The following is a 20,097-nucleotide window of genomic DNA, read 5'->3' as shown; positions in this document are numbered from 1 at the left end:
GTCGGGTCCACCCAGATCGGGTCGGTGATCGCGCACGCGGCCGCAGATCGGGTGGTGCCGGTCGTTCTCGAGCTTGGCGGCAAGTCAGCTCAGATCGTTTTCCCCGACGCCGACCTTGACCTGGCGGCCATGTTCGTGGCGAAGGCGGTTCTGCAGAACGCTGGGCAGACGTGTTCGGCGGGCTCGCGTCTGTTGGTGCATGCCTCGGTCCATGACGAGGTTCTGGATTTGGTGGCCGAGCGGTTCGGCGCGGTGAGTATCGGACCCGGTTCGGCCGACATGGACCTCGGACCATTGGTGTCGTTCAAACAGCAGGCCCGGGTCCAGGGATTCCTGAGCGATCTGAGCACGGGAGAGGTCGTCGCCGGCGGTTCGATTCCCGACGAACCCGGTCTTGCGGGTGGCGCCTATTTCGCTCCGACGCTGGTCGATGGTGTCGATCCGCGGTCCGACATCGCTCAGCAGGAGGTATTCGGTCCGGTGTTGGTCTGCAACACTTTCGACACCGAAGAGGAGGCACTCGCGTTGGCGAACGGGACCCAATATGCCTTGCTCGGGTCGGTCTGGACGCGGGATCTTTCGCGCGCGCATCGGTTGGCTGCCGGTATTCAGGCCGGGCAGGTCTATGTCAACACGTATGGGGCGGGTGGTGGGGTGGAGTTCCCCTTCGGCGGTTTCAAGAAGTCCGGCTACGGCCGTGGGAAGGGGTACGAGGCGTTGGACGCGTTTACCGAGACCAAGACCGTGATCGTCAAACTCTGACCTCAACCCGGCCCCGGACCTGTTCCTCGACTGATCGAAGGATTCACAACATGCACACTGATCGCACACACCGCGAGACCTACGAGGCGGGTCTGCAAGTCCGCCGCGAGGTCGTCGGAGCCGAGTACGTCACCCGCGCCCTGGTCGATGCCAGCGAATTCTCTTCTTCTATACAGGATCTCGTCACCGAGTACTGCTGGGGTGCCATCTGGACCCGGCCGGGCCTCGACCGCCGCACCCGATCTCTGATCAACCTGGCGATGCTCACTGCTCTCAACCGGCCCAAGGAGTTCGCTACCCACGTGCGCGGCGCATTGACCAATGGGGCGACGGACGAAGAGATCCGTGAGGTCCTCCTCCAGACCGCCGTCTACGCCGGCGTCCCCGCCGCCATCGAATCCTTCCGCATTGCTGACGAAATCCTGTCGGAGCGCACTGATGCCTGAAACAAGCAACGGACACATCGCCTTCATCGGCCTGGGCAACATGGGCGCGCACATGTCACGCCGACTGGTCGAATCCGGCTTCCAGATAATAGGATTCGACCTACAGGAGGCCGCCCGCCGATCACTTGCCGAGACGGGGGGAACTGTGGCCCCAACTCCAGCGCAGGCCGTGGCCGGAGCAGGCATTGTCATCCTCATGCTGCCGAATTCCACTGTGGTGGAGTCCGTGCTCGACGACGTCGACGTGCTCGACGAGTTGCGCTCCGGCACCATCATCATCGATATGGGGTCGTCTGAGCCCACATCGACCCGCCGTCTTGCTCTCGAACTGGCTGAACGAGGCGTCACATTGATCGACGCACCGGTATCCGGCGGCATCAGCGGCGCCGCGGCCGGCACACTGACAATCATGGCTGCGGGGAACGAAGCCGCTGTGGCGCAGATTAGTTCGATGCTGGCTCCACTGGGCACTTGGCTCCGAGTGGGCGATACCGGTGCGGGGCACGCTCTCAAGGCCATCAACAATCTACTCGCGGCGGTTCAACTGTTGGCTACTGCCGAAGGCTTCGCGATCGGCCGCCGCTTCGGCCTCGACCCGGAGGTAATCGTATCGACGATCAACGCGGCGAGTGGGCGCAGTGCGGCGAGTGAATCCAAGTTCCCAAGCTTCGTCCTCCCCGAGACCTACAACTCCGGTTTCGCACTGCGCCTCATGCTCAAAGACATGCGTATTGCCACGGGCCTGGCAGCTGAACTCGGGATCGGCACAGCACTCGGTGACCGGGCGGTACAGGTTTGGTCGCAGGCCGACGCCGACCTGGGGGCGAGTGCGGACCAGATGGAGATCGCCCGGTGGGCTCTGGCCGGAACCGAAGCCAAGGATGTGTGAAGCTCCCATTGGTTGTGATCGCGCTGTGCAAGGGGCTGACGAAGGACCGGATTTGGCATCGGATGAGGCCGGTTACGTGACTGGGCAGTCGCTCGGCGTCAATGGCGTACTATATCTCGTCTGAGTTGGCATGCCGACGGTTTGAGCCGAGCAAGCCGAGATGGACGATCCCGGCGAGGACGTGCTGTCCGATCTGGGAGCAGGGCCCGCCGGGTCTGCGAGGACGAGCCGGAAGCTTCGGGTCGCCGACGTTGCCCTGAGAACTGCTACTTCTGTCCTGACTCGGCAGTATCCGCGATCCGGAAGCCGAGTTCGGCCAAAACTTTTTCGCTCTCGTTCCAGAGACGAGTGGCGGCGGCATCGTCCTGTGCGGCCGCAGTGGGTGTCGCCTCGGCCTTACGGTGAAAGTAGCGGCCGCCGTCGCGGCCAGGCGCGGGGGCGGTGGCCAGCCAGACCAGCGTTTCAGCCGGTTCGTCCGCCGAGACCGTGTCGGCGGTGGCCATGTGCGCTTGCAGTGCCTCGGTCCCGTGGGAGGCGAAGTTGCTGGCCACCACGCCGGGATGCATGGCCTGGGCGATAATCCCGGTTGCGTCTCCACGCCGGGCGAGCTCGCGGGTGAAGAGGATATTGGCGAGCTTCGCCCGGCCGTAGGCGACGATGGGATCGAACTCGTGCAGGCTCTGTAAATCGTCCCAGTCGAATTCCTGGATCATGCGGTGCGCGTTCGACGACACGGCGATCACGCGGACGGAGCGGCCCGGCCGAGCTGCCGCGTATTCCCCGTGCAGCGGAATCAGCCTCCGCGTCAGCAGGAATGGGGCGAGGTGATTGACGGCAAACGTCGCCTCGGTGCCCTCGTCGGTGACGATCCGCTGATCGCTCACACCGCCGGCGTTGTTGACGAGGACGTCGAGGCGAGGGGTGAGTGCCCCTATCTCACCCGCGACCCGCTCGACTTCCGACATCAGGGTGAAGTCGCCACGCAGCATGGTGAAGGTGCCGCCATCGCGGGCTGCGACAGCAATACGCGCGGTGGCGGCGGCACTGCGCTCCCGGTCGCGGCCGACGCCGATCACCTGCCAGCCGAGTTCCACGAGTTGGCGGGCGGTCGATTCGCCGATGCCCGAGCTGGCTCCGGTGACGACCGCGACCGGTCTGTTCGTATCGATATGCAAGGAATTCTCCCTAGGTGTTGAGCGCGGCCTGAGGCCGTCGAGTAGTGGATGAACGGCGAGGTGCACCCCTGGTCCACGTCGTCGCGTGTGGGTCTCGAGCAGATCGTCCTGGCGTGCCTCGGCCTGCTCGGGGGTGGGGCGCCCGACGCCGCGGCGCGGGCGGCGTCACTTTCGACAAGTCGGCCTCGCCGAAAATCGCTCTTGCATAACACCCTTGCCTTCGTCATTATGAGGTTACCGAATTAATGATACGCATGAGTTGCTATTTATGGCAACGTATACCGAAGGGAAGCCCCGTGAACTCACCCCCCGAGCAATTGACTCGGCTGGTCGACGCAGAGGACCGTTTCCGGTACTCCCACTCCGAACTCCGCGAGACGCAGGTCGCGGCGTTGAACGAAAAGTTCCAGGAGCGCAGGGACCGCATCAAGCTGCTTGGACATCGAGCACGAGAAGGCGGCATCACCGAGGTCCGCGACCGCGCCGACATGGTGCCGTTGCTGTTCCCGCACACGGCCTATAAGAGCTACCCCGAAGGCTTCCTGACCGAGCAACGCTGGGATCGGCTCGGCGTGTGGCTCGGCACCGTCTCGCCCTATCCGATCAGCCCCATCGAGACGTCGGACATTGCCGATATCGATGAGTGGATCGCACGTCTGCAGGCCAAGGGGCACTTCCTTTCCTGTTCCAGCGGCACGACCGGCAAGTCGGCGATGCTGCTGGCCTCGGACAAGGACATGGACTGGTCGCGTAAGGACACGGTCAACGTCTTCGCCTGGGGTTCGGGCGTCGCGCCGGCGCAAGACCGGCGCAGGATCGGTGTCGCGCCCATCGCTGCGGTGCCGAAGAACGTCCTCATCGGCGACGCGCAGGCGGCGGCGTTCGGGGATCCCGACAAACCGGCGTTCCGCCTGCCGATTCCGCCGATCACCGTGGGCTCGCTGACCACGATGGTCGTACTTCGCAAGAAGATCACCGACGGCACAGCGCGGCCCGAGGAGCTAGCCGAGTTCGAGCGGACCTCGGCCGAGCGGCAGGAGGCCCTCGACAAGGCGATGATCGTGGCCGCCGAGCAACTCATCGAGTACCGCGCCGACAAGCTGTTCGTCTCAGGCATGTGGAATGCGCTCTACCAGGTCGCCAAGATCGTTCGTGAGCGTGGGTTCTCGGCGAAAGACTTCCACCCGGACAACTGCATATACGTCGGCGGCGGACTGAAGCGCGCGCAACTGCCGCCGGACTACCGGGAATTCGTCCACGAGACCTTCAATATCCCGGACAACCGTAACTTCCAGAACTACTCCATGCAGGAGCTCAACTCGGGTATGCCCAAATGTCAAGTGGGCGATCGCTATCACGTTCCTCCGTGGATCGTGCCCTTCATTCTCGACGAGAAGGGCGAGACATTGCTGCCGCACGAGTCAGGTGAGATCGAGGGCCGCGCGGCGTTTTTCGACCTCTCCCTCGACGGACGGTGGGGCGGCGTCATCACTGGCGACAAGATTTCGCTCGATTTCGACCCCTGTGCCTGCGGCTGCGCGGGACCGTCGATCCGCAACAACATTGTTCGCTATTCGGATGTCAAAGACGACGACAAAATCGGCTGCGCCGGAACCGTCGACGCGTACGTGAGGGGCCTATCATGACCATGACCGAACCTGTTGTCGCCGCACCGTTCTTCCTGCGTGGCGAGTTGATGGAAGACCAGTCGGTCACCCACCGCTCGCGTGACCTGGGAGTCGTCTTCGCGACGCCGGCGATCGACCTGGACCGTGTGGTGCATCCACGGACCGAGGTGCCGCCGCTGCTCAACGTTCCGCTTTCGGAGATCATCGATTTCTTGGTCGAGACCGGCGAGCGGATCCGTGATCCGCAGAATCCTTTCGTGCAAGAGTGCATCGACCGCATGGCGGCCACCCACGTACTGCCGCGTGGGGTGCTGAGAGACCAGGTTTACGGCGCGACGGCATATCTCGACAAACGGCTTCTGCATACCGTGGTCGAGCAGAACTTCCCCGACCCGAGGGCCCTGGATGAATGGGTTCCCAAGCAGGACTTCAAGGGTCGCAAGAGCTTCGTCCGCGCCTTCGCGCCGCGGCTGATCCATGTGCTGCCGGGCAATTCTCCCGGGGTGGCGGTGAAGTCCATCGCCCAGGGTGCACTGGTGAAGGCCGTCAATCTGTTCAAGATGGCGTCGAGTGATCCCTTCACGACGGTCGCGATCCTGCGGACCATGGCCGGTATCGATCCGGACCATCCCATCGTGCGGTCGATGTCGGCCGTCTATTGGCGCGGCGGCGACGATGCGGTGGAGCAGGTGCTGTATCGGCCCCAGTATTTCGACAAGATCGTCGCATGGGGCGGCGGCGACGCGATCGACAACGTCGTCAAGTACCTCGGTCCGGGCTTCCAGTTGGTGTCGTTCGATCCCAAGACGTCGATCTCCATGGTCGGTAGAGAAGCGTTCGCCTCCGGCGCGGCGCTGGAGGCGGTCGCCGAGCTGGCGGCCACTGATGTCATGGTTCTGAATCAGGAGGCGTGCGTCGCAAGCCGTTTCATTTTTGTCGAGGCGAATTACGAAGATGCCGACCGCTTCTGTGAACGGCTGCACACACGCATAGCCGAGAAGGCGGCCGCCTCGGGCGACTCGCGGCCGATGGACCTGGACCTGCGTGAGCAGGTCGACACGCTGGCGATGATGAGTGACGAGTTCCACGTCTGGGGCAGGACCGACGGGAAGGGTCTGGTGATCCGGTCGGACGAACCCGTTGACTTCCACCCGATCAACAAGACCGCCAACGTAGTTCGTGTCAACTCGCTCGACGACGTGGTGAAATATGTCAACGTAGCGACGCAGACCGTCGGCTGCTACCCGTTCGAGCGGATGCCGGACTATCGCGACCGGCTGGCAAGCGCCGGCGCGCAGCGCATCGTCCGGCTGGGCGAGGCGGGACCCAGCACGATCGGCAACCCTCACGATGCCATGTATCCGCTGCATCGCTTCGTGCACTGGATGGCGCACGAGGATGGGGTGCAGACCGGTTAGTGATCGTGCTGCGAGCTGTGGAAGGGTGGCGCGACCTCGGTGACTCCGAGGTCGCGCCGCCCAGGAAATCGTGCGCAACGCCCGTAGCGGCAGCGGGTTGACACAAGAGTAATTCGGTCAGGCGTCTGAAGGGTCGACATCCCCGATCACGTCGCGCAGTACCCGGGTGACCGTCTGCACCGCAGGTGAGGGATTGGAGTCCTGCCAGGCCATGGCGATGGGGAGGGTGGGGGCGTCGCCGGCGATGGGCAGGTATTCGACGCCGTCCATCGTGAGGCGTGCGGTCGAATCCACCACGACGGCCACGCCGACACCGGCGCCGACCATTGCGAGCAGGCTGTACGGGTCGGGCGCCTCGTGCGCGACGACGGGGGCGAATCCTGCCGCAGCGCACAGGGCGAGCGTGGCGTCGCGGACCACGGAACCGTGTTCGGCGGGGTAGATCACGAACCGTTCGCTCGCCAATTCCTGCGGCACGACGGCGCCCGCGTCGACGAGACGGTGCCCGGCCGGGACCGCCACCATCAGTGCCTCCTCGAGCACGGTGTGGGTGGCGAAGCCCCGCGGGACCGGCAACCCCACGATGCCCATGTCCAGGGTTCCGCGGGTGAGGGCGTCGAGCACCTCACCCGAGTACATCTGCGGGCGTAGGTCCAGTTCGATGCCGGGGTAGGCGTCGGCGAGGGAGCGGGCGAGAACGGACAGCACCGTATAGCCGCCCGCGCCGCCGAATCCGACGGTGACGCGGCCGGTCTCCCCGGCTGCCGCCGCCTGCGCGATGCCCTTCACGATCCCGATCTGCGCCTCGATGGTCCGGGCCGGACCCACCAGAGCCTCGCCCGCGGCCGTGAGCCGCACGGAGCGGGTGGTGCGGACGAACAGATCGGTTCCCAGTTCCCGTTCGAGGGCCCGCACGGTCTGGCTGAGCGGGGACTGCGCCACGTGGAGACGCTCGGCGGCCCGCCCGAAATGCAGTTCTTCCGCGACCGCGAGAAACGCGTGCAGGTGACGGAGTTCCACGACCCCTCCTCGGAACTATGTGTCTGAATCACCTAAACAAGCTGAATTAAGTCTTGGACTCTACACGGAATCCCGACCATAGTGATGCACACCACCTCTGCGTCGGCGTGACGCCCCACGAAAGTCAGGGAGAACCGTGAACCCGAATCCCGGCCGCGACGCGGCACCACCCGAATACAGCACCCGGCAGGCTCGCAAGGCCGGTGTCACCGCGTTCGTCGGCACCACCATCGAGTGGTTCGACTTCTACATCTACGGCACCGCCTCCGCACTCGTGCTGGGCCGGTTGTTCTTCCCCGACGCCTCGCCCGCGGTGGGCACCCTCGCCGCCTTCGCGACGTTCGCGATCGGCTTCGTGGCCCGCCCGCTCGGCGGGATCGTGTTCGGTCACTTCGGCGACAAGTTCGGCCGCAAGAACGCCGTGATCATCACGCTGATCCTGATGGGGATCGGAACGGTCGGCGTCGGCTGTCTCCCCACCTACTCGCAGATCGGGATCTGGGCGCCCGTCCTCCTCGTCGCGCTCCGCGTGGTCCAGGGCATCGCGATGGGCGGTGAGTGGGGTGGCGCCGTGCTCATCGCCACCGAATTCGCGCCACCGAACAAGAAGGTGCTGTACGGCGCATTCGCGCAGCAGGGATCGCCCGTCGGCAATCTGCTCGCGACCCTCGCGTTCCTGGCGCTGACGCTGTTGTCGGACAGCATGTTCGAGTCCTGGGGCTGGCGTCTGCCGTTCCTCGCGTCCGCCGCGCTCGTCGTCGTCGCGCTGTACATCCGGCTGCGGATCTCGGAGACGCCGGAGATGAAGAAGGCCGTCGTCGCCCAGGAGCGCACCCGGACGCCGCTCGTCGAGGTACTGCGCTCGCACCCGGTCGAACTCGCCCTCGGCGTGGGGGCCGTGGTCGCGGGTGTCGCCATCACCTACGTGAAGACCACGTTCGCACTCGCCTGGGCCACCGCCGACCTCGGATTCGACCGCGGGGACTTCCTCCTCGTGATCACGATCGCGCTCGTCGCGCAGGTACTCGTGCAGCCGTTCGGCGCCGTGCTGGCCACGAAAATCGATCCGTCGCGGGCGATCCGGTGGATGCTGCTGCCCGAACTCGTGTTGCTGCCGTTGATGTTCCTTCTCGTCCAGACCGGGTCGGTGCCCCTGGCCATGCTCGGCATGGTGCTGGCCACCGCCCCGCACGCGATGTACTACGCCGCCCTTGCCGGCATCCTCGCTCAGGTCTTCCCGACCAACGTTCGTTACACCGGAATCTCGCTGTCGTATCAGCTGTCGACGGCTATCTTCGCCGGAACCGCCCCGATGCTCTGCCAGTTCCTGCTCACCCACACCGACTCGATCTGGCCGGTGGTCGCCCTCGGACTCGGCTACGTCGTGCTCTCGCTCGCCTGCATGACCCTGCTGCTCCGCCGTGGGAAAGCCCGCTCGGGCGGGACCGACGCCGAATCTCGTCCCGAACAGTCCTCGACCCGGAAAGATGTTGCTCACTCATGAATTTCGCTCACACCGATCCCGCCCTACGCGCCGTCGTCGACCGGTGGACCGCACCGTCCGACCGCGACAAGCTGAACACCCTGCTCGACCGGCTGGGCGCCGACGCCGGGGGGCGACTCGACGCCCTCGCTGCCACCGCCGACAAGAATCCGCCGGTGCTGCAGCAGTTCGACCGTGACGGCGAACGCATCGACCGGATCGCGTACCACCCCTCCTACCAGGAACTGTGCCGCGCCGCATACAGCGAATACGGACTGTCGGCACTGTCGCACCGCGGCGGCCTGCACGGCTGGGACGACGTCCCGCCGCACCTGGTGAAGTACCTCGCGTCGTACGTCTTCGTGCAGGCGGAGTTCGGGTTGGCGTGCCCGGTGTCGATGACGGATGCCGCCGCCCGCACGCTGCGCATGTTCGGCGACCCGGACGTGTTCGGACCGTGGATCGACGCACTGACCTCGACAGACCCCGACGGCGCGATGACCGGCGCGATGTTCATGACCGAACCGCAGGCCGGCACCGATATCGCCCGCACGGAGACCCGGGCCGAGCGTGACGGCGACGCGTGGCGGCTGACCGGGAAGAAGTGGTTCGCGTCCAATCCCGACGCCGACGTCATCGTGACCCTGGCCCGGTTCCCCGGCGGCGACGACCAGTCCACCCGCGGCGTCGGAATGTTCATGGTGCCCAAGGTTCTGGCGAACGGCGAACGCAACAGTTACACGATCGACAGGCTGAAGGACAAGCTCGGCACCCGCTCGATGCCCAGCGGTGAGGTGTCGCTGACCGGTGCGTACGCCCTTCAGGTGGGCGAACTCGACCGCGGGTTCCGGCAGATGGCCGAGATGGTGAACACGTCGCGGTTGTCGAACGCGATGCGGTCGAGCGCGCTGATGCGACGAGCCGTGCGCGACGCCGTCGACCACACCCGGGAGCGGGTCGTGTTCGGCAAGGCCCTGTTCGACCAGCCCCTGATGCGCGCAACCCTGCTGCCACTCGCGCTGGACGCCGAGGCGGCGCTCGCCCTGGTGGCGTACAGCGCGCAGTGCCTGCAGGCGGCGGACGCCGGCGACGACTCCGCACGTGCCCTGATCCGGGTCCTCACCCCGCTGGCGAAGCATTACATCTGCAAACGGTCGCGCGTGGTCACCGGCGAGGCCATGGAGGTCCGGGGCGGCAACGGCTACATCGAGGAATGGGCCCACGCCCGTCTGGTCCGCGACGCCCACCTGGGGTCGATCTGGGAAGGCTCGAGCAACGTCATCGCCCTGGACGTGCTGCGGTGCATGCGCAAGCTCGGTGCGCATCACCGGCTGGCGGACACGATGCGCCGCATCCTCGCCGGACTCGGACCCGACTGCGGCCCTGGCGCCGACGTTCTCGGCAGACGCTGGGACGACCTGGTCGCGGAAGGCGACCTGCTGGTTGCCGGAGACGACGACACCGCGCAGGCCGGGTGCGCGCGCTACGCGAACGAACTGGCCCGCGCGGCGATGGCCACCCTGCTCTACGACCTCGCCGATTTCGCGATCACCTCGGGCAGCGGCTACCGGGCGCTGCTCGTCGCCAACGCCTACCTGTCCGGCGACGCCGGCCACCTCCCTGGGGCCGCCCTCGACCACCTGGCGGCCGTCGTCGACGGTACCGCCGTCGCGGCGGACGCCGCGCAGGCCGCCGCACCCCGATCCGACTCTGCGACAGGAGTTCTCCTGTGACCACGACCCACACCGGACCGGCGCCCCTCGCGGGGGTGCGGGTGTTGGACCTCTCCAAGATCCTCGCCGGACCGTACGCCACCATGTCGCTCGCGGACCTCGGCGCCGACGTCACGAAGGTCGAACATCCCGACGGCGGCGACCCGACACGGTCGTGGGGTCCGCCGTTCGTCGGCCCCGACGCCACGTACTACCTCGCGATCAACCGGGGCAAGAAGTCGGTGACCGTCGACCTCAAATCGGAAGAGGGACAGGACGTCATCCACCGGATTCTGGAGGAGACCGACGTCGTCGTCGAGAACTTCAAGCCCGGCAGCGGGCTGCAGCGGATCTTCGACTACCGGACGCTGTCCGATCGGTACCCGCATCTGGTCGTGCTGCACATCTCCGCGTTCGGGGAGGCGGGGCCGCTGCGCGACGAACCGGGCTACGACATGATCGCGCAGGCCGCGGGCGGACTGATGTCGCTGACCGGCGAGCCGGGTGGGGCGCCGATGAAGGCCGGATTCGCGATGGGGGATCTGGGGGCGGCGCTCTTCGGTCTGATCGGCGTGCTCGCTGCCCTCGTGGAGCGGTCGCGGACCGGCCGAGGGCAGTACGTGACGACGTCGCTGTTCGAGTGCCAGCTCGCCCTGCACGTGAACTGGGCGACCAACTATTTCGCGACCGGCGAGCGTCCCGGCCCGCTGGGCTCCGGTCATCCCAATCTCGCTCCGTATCAAGCATTTCCCGCGAGCGACGGATACTTCGTCGTCGCGGTGGGCAACGACAGCCAGTGGGGGAGCCTGTGCTCGGCGATCGCACGCGAAGACCTGACGACAGACCCGCGTTTCGAGCGCAACCGTGACCGCGTCGCGAATCGCGGCGATCTCGAGCGGGAACTGTCGACGGCCTTCGCGTCGGGCACCGTGGAGCACTGGTGCGACACGCTCACCGCGCACGCCGTGCCCGTGTCACCGATCCGGCATCTCGACGAGATCTATGCCGACCCGCACACTGCGGCACTGGGAATGATCGGCATGGTCGACCACCCGACGCTGGGCAGCCTGCAGCAGATCGCGTTCCCGGTCAGTTTCTCCGGCGAACGCCCGCATCTGACGTCCGCGCCGCCGGTACTCGGCGCCGACACCGACGAGATCCTCGGTGCCCACCGGCCGCAGTCGGTGGTCGGCGGGTAGACCCGGTTACCCGCCCTCGCGCAGCAACGCGACGTCGGACACCATCCGGATGTGATCGGCCATCGCACGGGAAGCGCCCGCGGAGTCCTGGTCTCGAATCGCCGTCGCAATGCGGCGGTGCCCTTCGAGCGAGGCCCGCGGGCGTTCGGCTTGTGACAGGGATTCGATCCGGGTCTCCCGGATCAGCCCGGAAATCTCGTGCATCAGCTTGGCCAGCAGTGACGAGTGCGCCGCGACGGTGATGGCCTCGTGGAACTGCTCGTCGCCGACGACGCCGCGATCGCCCGCGGCGACCTCGGCTTCCATCGTCGCGAGGGCGGAATCGATCGCCGCCATCTCCGCGTCGGTCCGGCGCTCGGCGGCGAGCCCGGCGAGTTTCACCTCGAGCGCCTCACGGGCCTCGATCACCTCGGGGAGGCGATCGGCGTGCTCCCGCAGCGCCTTGACCGCTCGTTCCTCGATGGGGCGGCGGACGAGCACGGCACCGTCCCCGTGCCGCACCGACACCACGCCCTGCACCTCGAGGGCGACGAGCGCCTGACTCAGGGAAGCGCGACTCACACCGAGTTGAGCGGCGAGTTCACGCTCGGCGGGGAGGCGGTCGCCCGGCGTCATCTCGTGGTCGGCGATATGGGCGCAGAGCTGTTCGACGATTACCTCGTACAGCCGCGGTCGTGCTACCGGACGCAGTTGCTCAGCCACTGGGCCACCCACTCTCCATTCCACTGAAACTACTCCACGGTATCTCGCATATGCATGTAACCGCACCCACAGTTCCTATTGACAGTGATCCACGACACTGCTTTTATGAAGTGGCTAGGCCAATCTGCCACTGAGTCAATTTGCTCGCCGGCGGCGGTCGAGACCAGATGCCACTGCCACAGAACCGGAGACTTTCATGTCGACCGAGTTGATCCCCATACTTGCGCTCGCTGTCATGTTCCTGGCGGCGACCGTGCTGCCCGTGAACATGGGCGCTCTCGGCTTCGTTGCCGCCTTCTTCGTCGGAACACTGTCACTGCACATGAGCAGCGACGACATTATTGCCGGATTCCCCAGCAGCCTGTTCCTGACGCTGGTCGGCATCACCTACCTCTTCGCGATCGCCCAGAACAACGGGACCGTCGACCTCATGGTCCGCGGGGCGGTCCGGCTGGTCCGCGGTCGTGTCGCGCTGATCCCCTGGGTGATGTTCGGGATCACGGCGGTACTCACCTCGATCGGCGCGCTCGGCCCTGCCGCCGTCGCGATCGTCGCGCCGATCGCTCTCGGCTTCGCCGCCCGCTACAAGATCAACGCCCTCCTGATGGGCATGATGGTCGTCCACGGAGCGCAGGCAGGCGGCTTTTCGCCGATCAGCATCTACGGCGTCACGGTCAACGACATCGCGTCCAAGGCGGGATTGACCAACAGCCCGCTCACCCTGTTCCTCGGAAGCCTCCTGTTCAACGCCGCTATCGGGGTGCTCCTCTTCGTCTTCCTCGGCGGACGGGACCTGATCGGCCGCAGCGTGCACGACGACGGCCCGGAGGAAACGGCAGAAGCCGGCGGCGTCTCGGGTGGAGGAGTGCCCGCGACCGGAGGCGACTCGGGATCGGGAGGGGCCACCGCGACCAAGGTGCGCCCGACGGCGACCCTCGCCGGCGCACCCGCACGCTCCGGAGTCACATTCGATCAGGCCCTCACTCTGGTCGGTCTCGCCGCGCTCGCCGTGTTCTCGCTGATCCTCGACCTGGACGTGGGATTCATCTCGATGACGGTGGCCGTCGTCCTGGCACTCGCCTCGCCGAAGGCGCAGAAGGGTGCGATCGCTCAGATCAGCTGGTCGACGGTTCTGCTCATCGGCGGCGTGCTCACCTTCGTGGGAGTACTGCAGGAGGCGGGCACCGTCGAGTACGTCGGAAACGCGGTGGCCAGCCTCGGGATGCCTCTCCTCGTCGCCCTTCTCCTCTGCTACATCGGCGCCATCGTCTCCGCATTCGCGTCGTCCACGGCGATTCTGGGAGCGACCATTCCGCTCGCCGTCCCGTTCCTCCTCGCCGGCGAGGTGGGCGCGGTGGGCGTCATCGTCGCCCTCGCCATCTCCTCGACCATCGTGGACGTCAGTCCGTTCTCGACCAACGGGGCGCTGGTCCTCGCGAACGCGCAGAACGTCGATCGAGACCGCTTCTACAAGCAGATCCTGAAGTACAGCGCCCTCGTCGTCGCCATCGGGCCGCTCGTGGCCTGGGCGATTCTCGTGGTGCCCGGCTGGCTCTGACGGTCGGCGGGGAGGCGACCCGGCCCGCCTCCCTGCGTTGTTGAGTCGATTTTTCACCTCTTGACATCGGTCGGATCAGATGTTTCATTTAATTGGCTAGTCCACTAGGTCACTGCACCAACAGTCCAGCTCTCGCGGCTCTCGCCAGGAAGTAACGGGTGGTTTCACATGTCCACGAACACGATGGAGCGCACAGGTCCGCTGCAAGGAGTGGTCGTCGTCGATCTGACCCGCGCACTCGCGGGCCCCCACGCGGCGATGATGCTCGGCGACCTCGGCGCCGACGTCATCAAGATCGAGACCCCGCACGGCGGTGACGACACCCGCGGATGGGGGCCGCCCTTCGTGGAGCCGGCGGACGCCGAGCGGGAATCGACGTACTTCCTGTCCGCGAATCGGAACAAGAAGTCGATCACCCTCGACCTCAAGGCCGAAGACGGACGGGCCACCCTCGAATCCCTCGTCCGGCGCGCCGACGTCCTCATGGAGAACTTCCGCACCGGCGTCCTCGACCGGCTGGGATTCACCACCGAACGGCTCGCGGAGCTGAACCCGCGCCTGGTCGTCCTGTCCATCAGCGGATTCGGTCACGACGGACCCGAAGGCGGACGCGCGGGGTACGACCAGATCGCGCAGGGCGAGGCCGGACTGATGTCGCTGACCGGCCCCAATCCCGACGACGTCCAGCGCGTCGGCGTGCCCATCGCGGACCTGCTCGCCGGCATGTACGGGGCGTTCGGCGTCGTCGCCGCCCTACAGGAACGTGAGCGCACCGGACGGGGCCGCGTCGTGCGAACGTCGTTGCTGGCCAGCGTCGTCGGCGTGCACGCCTTCCAGGGGACGAAGTGGACCGTCGCCGGCGAGGTCGGCGAGGCGCAGGGCAACCACCATCCCTCGATCTCGCCCTACGGGCTGTTCCGCACTGCCGACGGCGCCGTCCAGATCTCCGTCGGCAGCGAAGGACTGTGGAAGCGGTTCTGCGCGGGCTTCCACCTCGATCCGGACACCCCCGGAATGGCCACGAATCCCGAACGCGTCGAGAACCACAAGCAGGTCCTGGAACTGGTCGAGGATGCGTTCGGCGCGTACACCAGCGACGAACTTCTCAGCGAACTCGACCGCATCGGGGTGCCCGCCGGACGCGTCCGGACGATCTCCGAAGTCTACGAATGGGAGCAGACCAAGTCGCAGGGACTGCTCGTCGACGTCGACCACCGCACACTCGGCAACATCACGCTGCCGGGCCCGCCCCTGCGGTTCTTCGAACCGGACGGCACCGAGGTCACCGAGACCCGGCACACCGCACCACCGGTCCTCGGCGCGGACAACGACATCGTGATGTCGTGGCTGAAAGAGTGCAGCTGATGGCTCGCCTGAGCGCTCCCGAACTGCTCGATCTCGTGGTCGACGCCGGCACCTGGGAGTCGTGGGACACGCCTCCGATCCAGGTCGCGGCGGACTCCGAGTACGCCGACGAACTTCTTCGCGCACAGGAGAAGACCGGCCTCGACGAGGCGGTGCTGACCGGGGTGGCCACCATCCTCGGTCGCCGAACGGCAATCCTCGTCTGTGAATTCGGCTTTCTGGGCGGCTCCATCGGCGTTGCCGCAGGCGAGCGTCTGGTCGCCGGGATCCGGCGCGCCACGCGCGAACGCCTTCCCCTGCTCGCCCTGCCGACGTCGGGAGGCACGCGAATGCAGGAGGGGACGACCGCGTTCCTGCAGATGGTCAAGATCACGGCGGCGGTGATCAAGCACAAGGAGACGCACCTGCCGTATCTCGTCTACCTCCGGAGCCCCACGACCGGTGGAGTATTCGCGTCCTGGGGATCGCTGGGCCACGTCACCATCGCGGAACCGGGAGCGCTCGTCGGCTTCCTCGGACCGCGGGTGTTCGAGGCCCTGTACGAGTCGCCGTTCCCGGCGGGCGTCCAGACCGCCGAGAACCTCCACGCGCACGGACTCATCGACGCAGTGCGGCCGCCGGACCAACTCGCCGAGATCGTCGACCGCGCGCTACGCATCATCACCTCCGGCCGTGGTGGCCGGCCGTCGCTCGCGGACGCCCCCGTCCACGAGAGTCTGCCGGACGTCCCCGCCTGGGATTCGGTGGTCGCCTCACGCCGCGAGGACCGGCCGGGTGTGCGTGAGGTGATGTTCCACTCCGCGTCGGATGTTCTTCCGCTCAACGGAACCGGTCAGGGTGAGGTCGATCCGGGCTTGATCCTCGCTCTCGTCCGGTTCGGTGACATGCCGTGCGTCCTGCTCGGACAGGACCGTCGAGGGCAGACCACGCGGTCGCCGCTCGGCCCGGGCGCGCTACGGGAGGCCCGCCGGGGAATGCGGCTGGCGGCGGAACTGAACCTGCCGTTGGTGACGGTCATCGACACCGCGGGCGCGGCATTGTCGAAGGAGGCGGAGGAAGGCGGTCTGGCCGGTGAGATCGCGCGCTGCATCGCCGACATGGTCTCGCTCGACGTCCCCACCATCTCCCTGCTGCTCGGGCAGGGCACCGGCGGCGGCGCGCTCGCGTTGATCCCGGCCGATCGGGTGCTCGCGGCCCAGCACGGCTGGCTGTCGCCCCTGCCGCCCGAAGGTGCGAGCGCGATCCTGCACCACGACATCGCGCACGCTCCGGACATGGCCGCCCGGCAGGGAATCCGGTCGTCCGATCTCCTCGCGAGCGGCATCGTGGACGAGGTGATCCCCGAATTACCCGATGCTGCAGAAGAATCCACGGCATTCTGCACCCGGGTGGGTGCGGTGCTCCACCGCGAGCTGTCGCTCCTCGATGCGGCAGACACCACCCAGCGACTCTCCGACCGTGCGGAGCGATTCGACCGGATCGGTCTGTTGCAGCCCGCACATGCGTGACCGCGGTGCCGGGGATCCCGATCGGATCCCCGGCACCGCGTCCATTCACTGGTCCTCGAGGACTTGCGTCAGCATTCGACGAGATTCACCGACACGTTCACGGCGAGCCCCCCGGTGGAGGTCTCCTTGTACTTCGAGCTCATGTCGGCGCCGGTGGCCCGCATCGTCTCGATCACCTGGTCCAGGCTGACTCGGTGGGTGCCGTCGCCGCGCAGCGCCATCCGGGCGGCGTTGATCGCCTTGCCCGCCGAAATGGCGTTGCGCTCGATGCACGGAATCTGCACCAGGCCGCCGATGGGATCACACGTCAGACCGAGACTGTGTTCCATCGCGATCTCCGCCGAGTTCTCCACCTGCTCCGGGCTGCCGCCGAGGATCTCGGCGAGCCCGGCGGCGGCCATGGACGCCGCGGAACCCACCTCGCCCTGACAGCCCACCTCGGCCCCGGAGATCGAGGCCCGTTCCTTGTACAGGGATCCGATTGCGCCGGCCGCCAAAAGGAATCGCACCGTCGTTCCGTTCGGGTCCGCCTTCCCGGCGGGGGTGTAGTGCAGCGCGTAGTGCAACACCGCCGGGATGATGCCGGCCGCCCCGTTGGTGGGGGCGGTGACGATGCGTCCGCCGGACGCGTTCTCCTCGTTGACGGCGAGGGCCACCAGGTTCACCCAGTCCTCGGCGAACGCGGGATCACGACCCGGATCCTCCACGTTCAGCCGCTCGTACCAGCCGCGGGCGCGTCGGCGCACCCGCAGACTGCCGGGCAGATACCCGTCCCGGCCGATTCCGCGTCGCTGACACTCGACCATCACGTCGCGGATGTGCAGGAGCCGCGCCCGGACCTCCGGCTCGGGCCGGAGGGCACGTTCGTGCTCGAGCATGACCTCGCTGATCGTGAGCCCGTAGTGCTCGGTGAGGTCCAGCAGTTCGCGCGCCGACCCGAACGACAGCGAATTCGCACCCGCGGCGACGGACAGCTCCGGTTCGTCGCCGGTGACGACGAACCCGCCGCCGATCGAGAAGTAGGTCTGCGCGTGCAGTTTCTGGCCCTTGTCGTCGGTGGCTGTGAGGGTCATGCCGTTGGGGTGAAAGTCCAGGACCGTCAACGGGTGCAGCACCATCTCGTCCTCGGCGAGCGGGATGTCGACCGTCGCGCCGAGGCGGATCCGCCGACTCGCCCGCACCGCTGCGAGCCGCGTCTCCATCTCCTCGGTGGCGATGGTCTCCGGTCGGTACCCCTCGAGACCGAGGAGGATCGCCGACATCGTGCCGTGGCCGGCGCCGGTGGCCGCGAGCGATCCGTACAGATCGACACGGACACCGGCGACGTCCCCGAGAACGCCGAGTGTGTCGAGGTCGTCGACGAACGTGCCCGCCGCCCGCATCGGCCCGACCGTGTGCGAGCTGGACGGACCGATACCGACCGAGAACAGGTCGAACACACTGATCGTCACGCGAGGTCCTTCCGGAGCATCGCAACGAGTACCGCAGCGCAGCGAGGAACGGAGTGAGGAGCGGATGTAAGGGTCGAGGCGGGAAATATTGTCACCGAGTTACAAGCCCGGGTAGAGCGGGTACTTGTCCGCGAGCGCCCGGACCTGGGCGGCCAACCCGGACGTGTCCGCGTCGGCGGACGCGACGAGGGCCCGGGCGATCAGGTCGGCGACCGTCACGAAGTCGTCCCTGCCGAAGCCGCGGGCGGCGAGTGCCGGTGTGCCGATGCGCAGACCGGACGTCACCATCGGCGGCCGCGGATCGAACGGGACGGCGTTGCGGTTGACGGTGATTCCGATCGCGTCCAGCCTGTCCTCGGCCTGCTGCCCGTCGATGGCGGCATCCCGCAGGTCGACGAGGACGAGGTGCACGTCCGTGCCGCCGGTGAGGACGCTGATTCCGGCTCCCTTGACGTCGGGTCGGCTGAGTCGTTCGGCGAGTACCTTCGCACCGTCCAGGCAGCGCTCCTGACGCTCCGCGAACTCGGGTTCGGCCGCCATCTTGAATGCCGTTGCCTTGCCCGCGATCACGTGTTCCAGTGGGCCGCCCTGCTGGCCGGGGAACACCGCGGAATTGAGCTTCTTCGCGATGGCCGCATCGTTGGTCAGGATGATGCCGCCGCGGGGTCCGCCGAGGGTCTTGTGCGTCGTCGACGTGACGACGTGCGCGTGCGGGACGGGGGACGGGTGGAACCCGGTGGCGACCAGGCCCGCGAAGTGGGCCATGTCGACCATCAGGTACGCGCCGACCTCGTCGGCGATCTCCCGGAAGCGGGCGAAGTCCAGGTGCCGGGGGTAGGCCGACCAGCCGGCGATGATCAGTTGCGGCCGGTGCTCGCGCGCCGCCTTCGCCACGTCGTCCATGTCGATGAGGTAGTCCTGCTCGGACACCCCGTACGCGGCGACGTTGTAGAGTTTGCCGGAGAAGTTGAGGCGCATGCCGTGCGTGAGGTGGCCGCCGTCGGCGAGGGAGAGTCCGAGGATCGTGTCGCCCGGTTTGATCAGCGCATGCATCACCGACGCGTTCGCGGTGGCACCCGAATGCGGTTGCACGTTGGCGTATTCGGCGGCGAACAGCGACTTGACGCGGTCGATGGCGAGCTGCTCGATCGTGTCCACGTGCTCGCAGCCGCCGTAGTAGCGCCGGCCCGGGTACCCCTCGGCGTACTTGTTGGTCAGCACGGAACCCTGCGCCTGCATCACCGAAAGCGGTGCGTGGTTCTCCGACGCGATCATCTCGAGGCCGGTGCGCTGACGCTCGAGCTCCTTGCCGATCAGTGCGGCGACGTCCGGATCGAAATCCGCGAGGTCGCGGTTCAGGACGCTCATGCCTGCACCCCGTTCTTCTCGGCGTACTCGGCCGCGGTGAGGAGCTCGCCGGCGGCGGACGGCTGGACGGCGAACAGCCAGCCCTCGCCGTAGGGGTCGGAGGTGACCAGTCCCGGATCGTCGACGGCGGCGGTGTTGATCAGGGTGACCCGGCCGCTCACCGGCGGATACAGCTCGGACACGGTCTTCGTGGACTCGACCTCGCCGCACGATTCGCCGGCGACGATGGTCGCACCGACCTCCGGCAGGTCGACGAAGACGAGTTCGCCGAGCGAGTTGACGGCGACGGACGTGATGCCGACGCGGACCGGTTCGTCGGGGAGCGTGGCGCCGGGCTCGATCAGGACCCACTCGTGGTCGTCGGTGTAGCTGCGGTCGTCAGGGAAGGCGTGCGAAGACATGTGTGACCCTTT

At 66.9% G+C, this 20,097-nt stretch carries 17 protein-coding genes; 11 read left to right on the top strand and 6 right to left on the bottom strand.

All coding sequences use genetic code 11. The features are described 5' to 3' along the window. The 3 genes from AZG88_RS07355 to AZG88_RS07345 form a co-directional block, all read left to right on the top strand. The coding region (locus AZG88_RS07355; protein WP_156517441.1) for an aldehyde dehydrogenase family protein at nt 1-762 on the top strand (762 nt) is incomplete at its 5' end. A gap of 50 nt (nt 763-812) precedes the next feature. After that, nucleotides 813-1,208 (top strand): carboxymuconolactone decarboxylase family protein, encoded by a 396-nt coding sequence (locus tag AZG88_RS07350; RefSeq protein ID WP_061045975.1) that lies wholly within the window; start codon nt 813-815, stop codon nt 1,206-1,208. Beyond that, on the top strand, nt 1,201-2,097 hold the full coding sequence (locus AZG88_RS07345; RefSeq protein ID WP_061045974.1) for an NAD(P)-dependent oxidoreductase: 897 nt from the start codon (nt 1,201-1,203) through the stop codon (nt 2,095-2,097). Before AZG88_RS07350 ends, AZG88_RS07345 begins: the two co-directional genes overlap by 8 nt. Before the next feature lie 266 nt (nt 2,098-2,363). Here AZG88_RS07345 and AZG88_RS07340 read toward each other — a convergent pair whose 3' ends face one another. Further along, a complete protein-coding gene (locus tag AZG88_RS07340) occupies nt 2,364-3,338 on the bottom strand; it encodes an SDR family NAD(P)-dependent oxidoreductase (protein ID WP_231913856.1) in 975 nt (324 codons plus the stop codon). Nucleotides 3,339-3,568: 230 nt separating this feature from the next. Between AZG88_RS07340 and AZG88_RS07335 the strand changes: the two genes are divergently transcribed. Together AZG88_RS07335 and AZG88_RS07330 are read left to right on the top strand one after the other, a co-directional pair. Next, a complete protein-coding gene (locus AZG88_RS07335; RefSeq protein ID WP_061045972.1) occupies nt 3,569-4,918 on the top strand; it encodes a hypothetical protein in 1,350 nt (449 codons plus the stop codon). Then, nucleotides 4,915-6,318 carry an acyl-CoA reductase gene (locus AZG88_RS07330; RefSeq protein ID WP_061045971.1) on the top strand — a complete coding sequence of 468 codons (1,404 nt, stop codon included), beginning with the start codon at nt 4,915-4,917 and terminating at the stop codon, nt 6,316-6,318. Before AZG88_RS07335 ends, AZG88_RS07330 begins: the two co-directional genes overlap by 4 nt. 117 nt (nt 6,319-6,435) lie before the next feature. Here AZG88_RS07330 and AZG88_RS07325 read toward each other — a convergent pair whose 3' ends face one another. Then, nucleotides 6,436-7,338, bottom strand: a complete 903-nt coding sequence (locus tag AZG88_RS07325) for a LysR family transcriptional regulator (protein WP_061045970.1) — start codon at nt 7,336-7,338, stop codon at nt 6,436-6,438. Between the two features lie 136 nt (nt 7,339-7,474). On the opposite strand from AZG88_RS07325, the gene AZG88_RS07320 reads away from it, so the two are divergent. From AZG88_RS07320 to AZG88_RS07310, 3 genes are read left to right on the top strand one after another with little or no spacing between them, the layout of a single operon-like run. Then, nucleotides 7,475-8,842, top strand: a complete 1,368-nt coding sequence (locus tag AZG88_RS07320) for an MFS transporter (protein ID WP_061697342.1) — start codon at nt 7,475-7,477, stop codon at nt 8,840-8,842. Then, the gene (locus tag AZG88_RS07315; RefSeq protein WP_061697341.1) at nt 8,839-10,554 is read left to right on the top strand and encodes an acyl-CoA dehydrogenase family protein; all 1,716 of its coding nucleotides are present in this window, start codon (nt 8,839-8,841) and stop codon (nt 10,552-10,554) included. Before AZG88_RS07320 ends, AZG88_RS07315 begins: the two co-directional genes overlap by 4 nt. Next, nucleotides 10,551-11,732, top strand: a complete 1,182-nt coding sequence (locus AZG88_RS07310; protein WP_061697340.1) for a CaiB/BaiF CoA transferase family protein — start codon at nt 10,551-10,553, stop codon at nt 11,730-11,732. Before AZG88_RS07315 ends, AZG88_RS07310 begins: the two co-directional genes overlap by 4 nt. A 6-nt stretch (nt 11,733-11,738) precedes the next feature. Here the strand turns inward: AZG88_RS07310 and AZG88_RS07305 are convergent, their stop codons facing one another. Continuing rightward, nucleotides 11,739-12,434 carry a FadR/GntR family transcriptional regulator gene (locus AZG88_RS07305; protein WP_025433397.1) on the bottom strand — a complete coding sequence of 232 codons (696 nt, stop codon included), beginning with the start codon at nt 12,432-12,434 and terminating at the stop codon, nt 11,739-11,741. A gap of 196 nt (nt 12,435-12,630) precedes the next feature. Between AZG88_RS07305 and AZG88_RS07300 the strand changes: the two genes are divergently transcribed. The 3 genes from AZG88_RS07300 (at nt 12,631) to AZG88_RS07290 (ending at nt 16,865) form a co-directional block, all read left to right on the top strand. Beyond that, entirely contained in the window at nt 12,631-13,992 is a 1,362-nt protein-coding gene (locus tag AZG88_RS07300) for an SLC13 family permease (RefSeq protein WP_005250541.1), read from the top strand. 168 nt (nt 13,993-14,160) lie between these two features. Next, on the top strand, nt 14,161-15,357 hold the full coding sequence (locus AZG88_RS07295) for a CaiB/BaiF CoA transferase family protein (protein ID WP_005250543.1): 1,197 nt from the start codon (nt 14,161-14,163) through the stop codon (nt 15,355-15,357). Continuing rightward, nucleotides 15,357-16,865: a carboxyl transferase domain-containing protein gene (locus AZG88_RS07290; RefSeq protein WP_061697354.1), complete on the top strand. Its 1,509-nt coding sequence runs from the start codon at nt 15,357-15,359 to the stop codon at nt 16,863-16,865. The genes AZG88_RS07295 and AZG88_RS07290 overlap by 1 nt, the downstream gene beginning before the upstream one ends. A gap of 68 nt (nt 16,866-16,933) precedes the next feature. On the opposite strand, the gene AZG88_RS07285 is transcribed toward AZG88_RS07290, so the two are convergent. The 3 genes from AZG88_RS07285 to gcvH all read right to left on the bottom strand — a co-directional run bounded on the left by AZG88_RS07285 (nt 16,934) and on the right by gcvH (nt 20,085). Then, a complete protein-coding gene (locus AZG88_RS07285; RefSeq protein ID WP_061697339.1) occupies nt 16,934-18,316 on the bottom strand; it encodes an L-serine ammonia-lyase in 1,383 nt (460 codons plus the stop codon). A 99-nt stretch (nt 18,317-18,415) separates the two neighbouring features. Further along, the gene (gene glyA, locus AZG88_RS07280; protein WP_061697338.1) at nt 18,416-19,684 is read right to left on the bottom strand and encodes a serine hydroxymethyltransferase; all 1,269 of its coding nucleotides are present in this window, start codon (nt 19,682-19,684) and stop codon (nt 18,416-18,418) included. After that, nucleotides 19,681-20,085, bottom strand: coding sequence for a glycine cleavage system protein GcvH (gene gcvH, locus AZG88_RS07275; protein WP_005250549.1), 405 nt, complete (start codon nt 20,083-20,085; stop codon nt 19,681-19,683). The genes glyA and gcvH overlap by 4 nt, the downstream gene beginning before the upstream one ends. Between the last annotated feature and the right edge of the window lie 12 nt (nt 20,086-20,097).

The sequence above is a fragment of the Rhodococcus sp. LB1 genome (assembly GCF_001583455.1).
Lineage (GTDB): Bacteria > Actinomycetota > Actinomycetes > Mycobacteriales > Mycobacteriaceae > Rhodococcus_F > Rhodococcus_F opacus.
The sequence above is the reverse complement of the archived record's forward strand: the minus strand, read 5'-3'. Positions and strand labels throughout refer to the sequence as shown.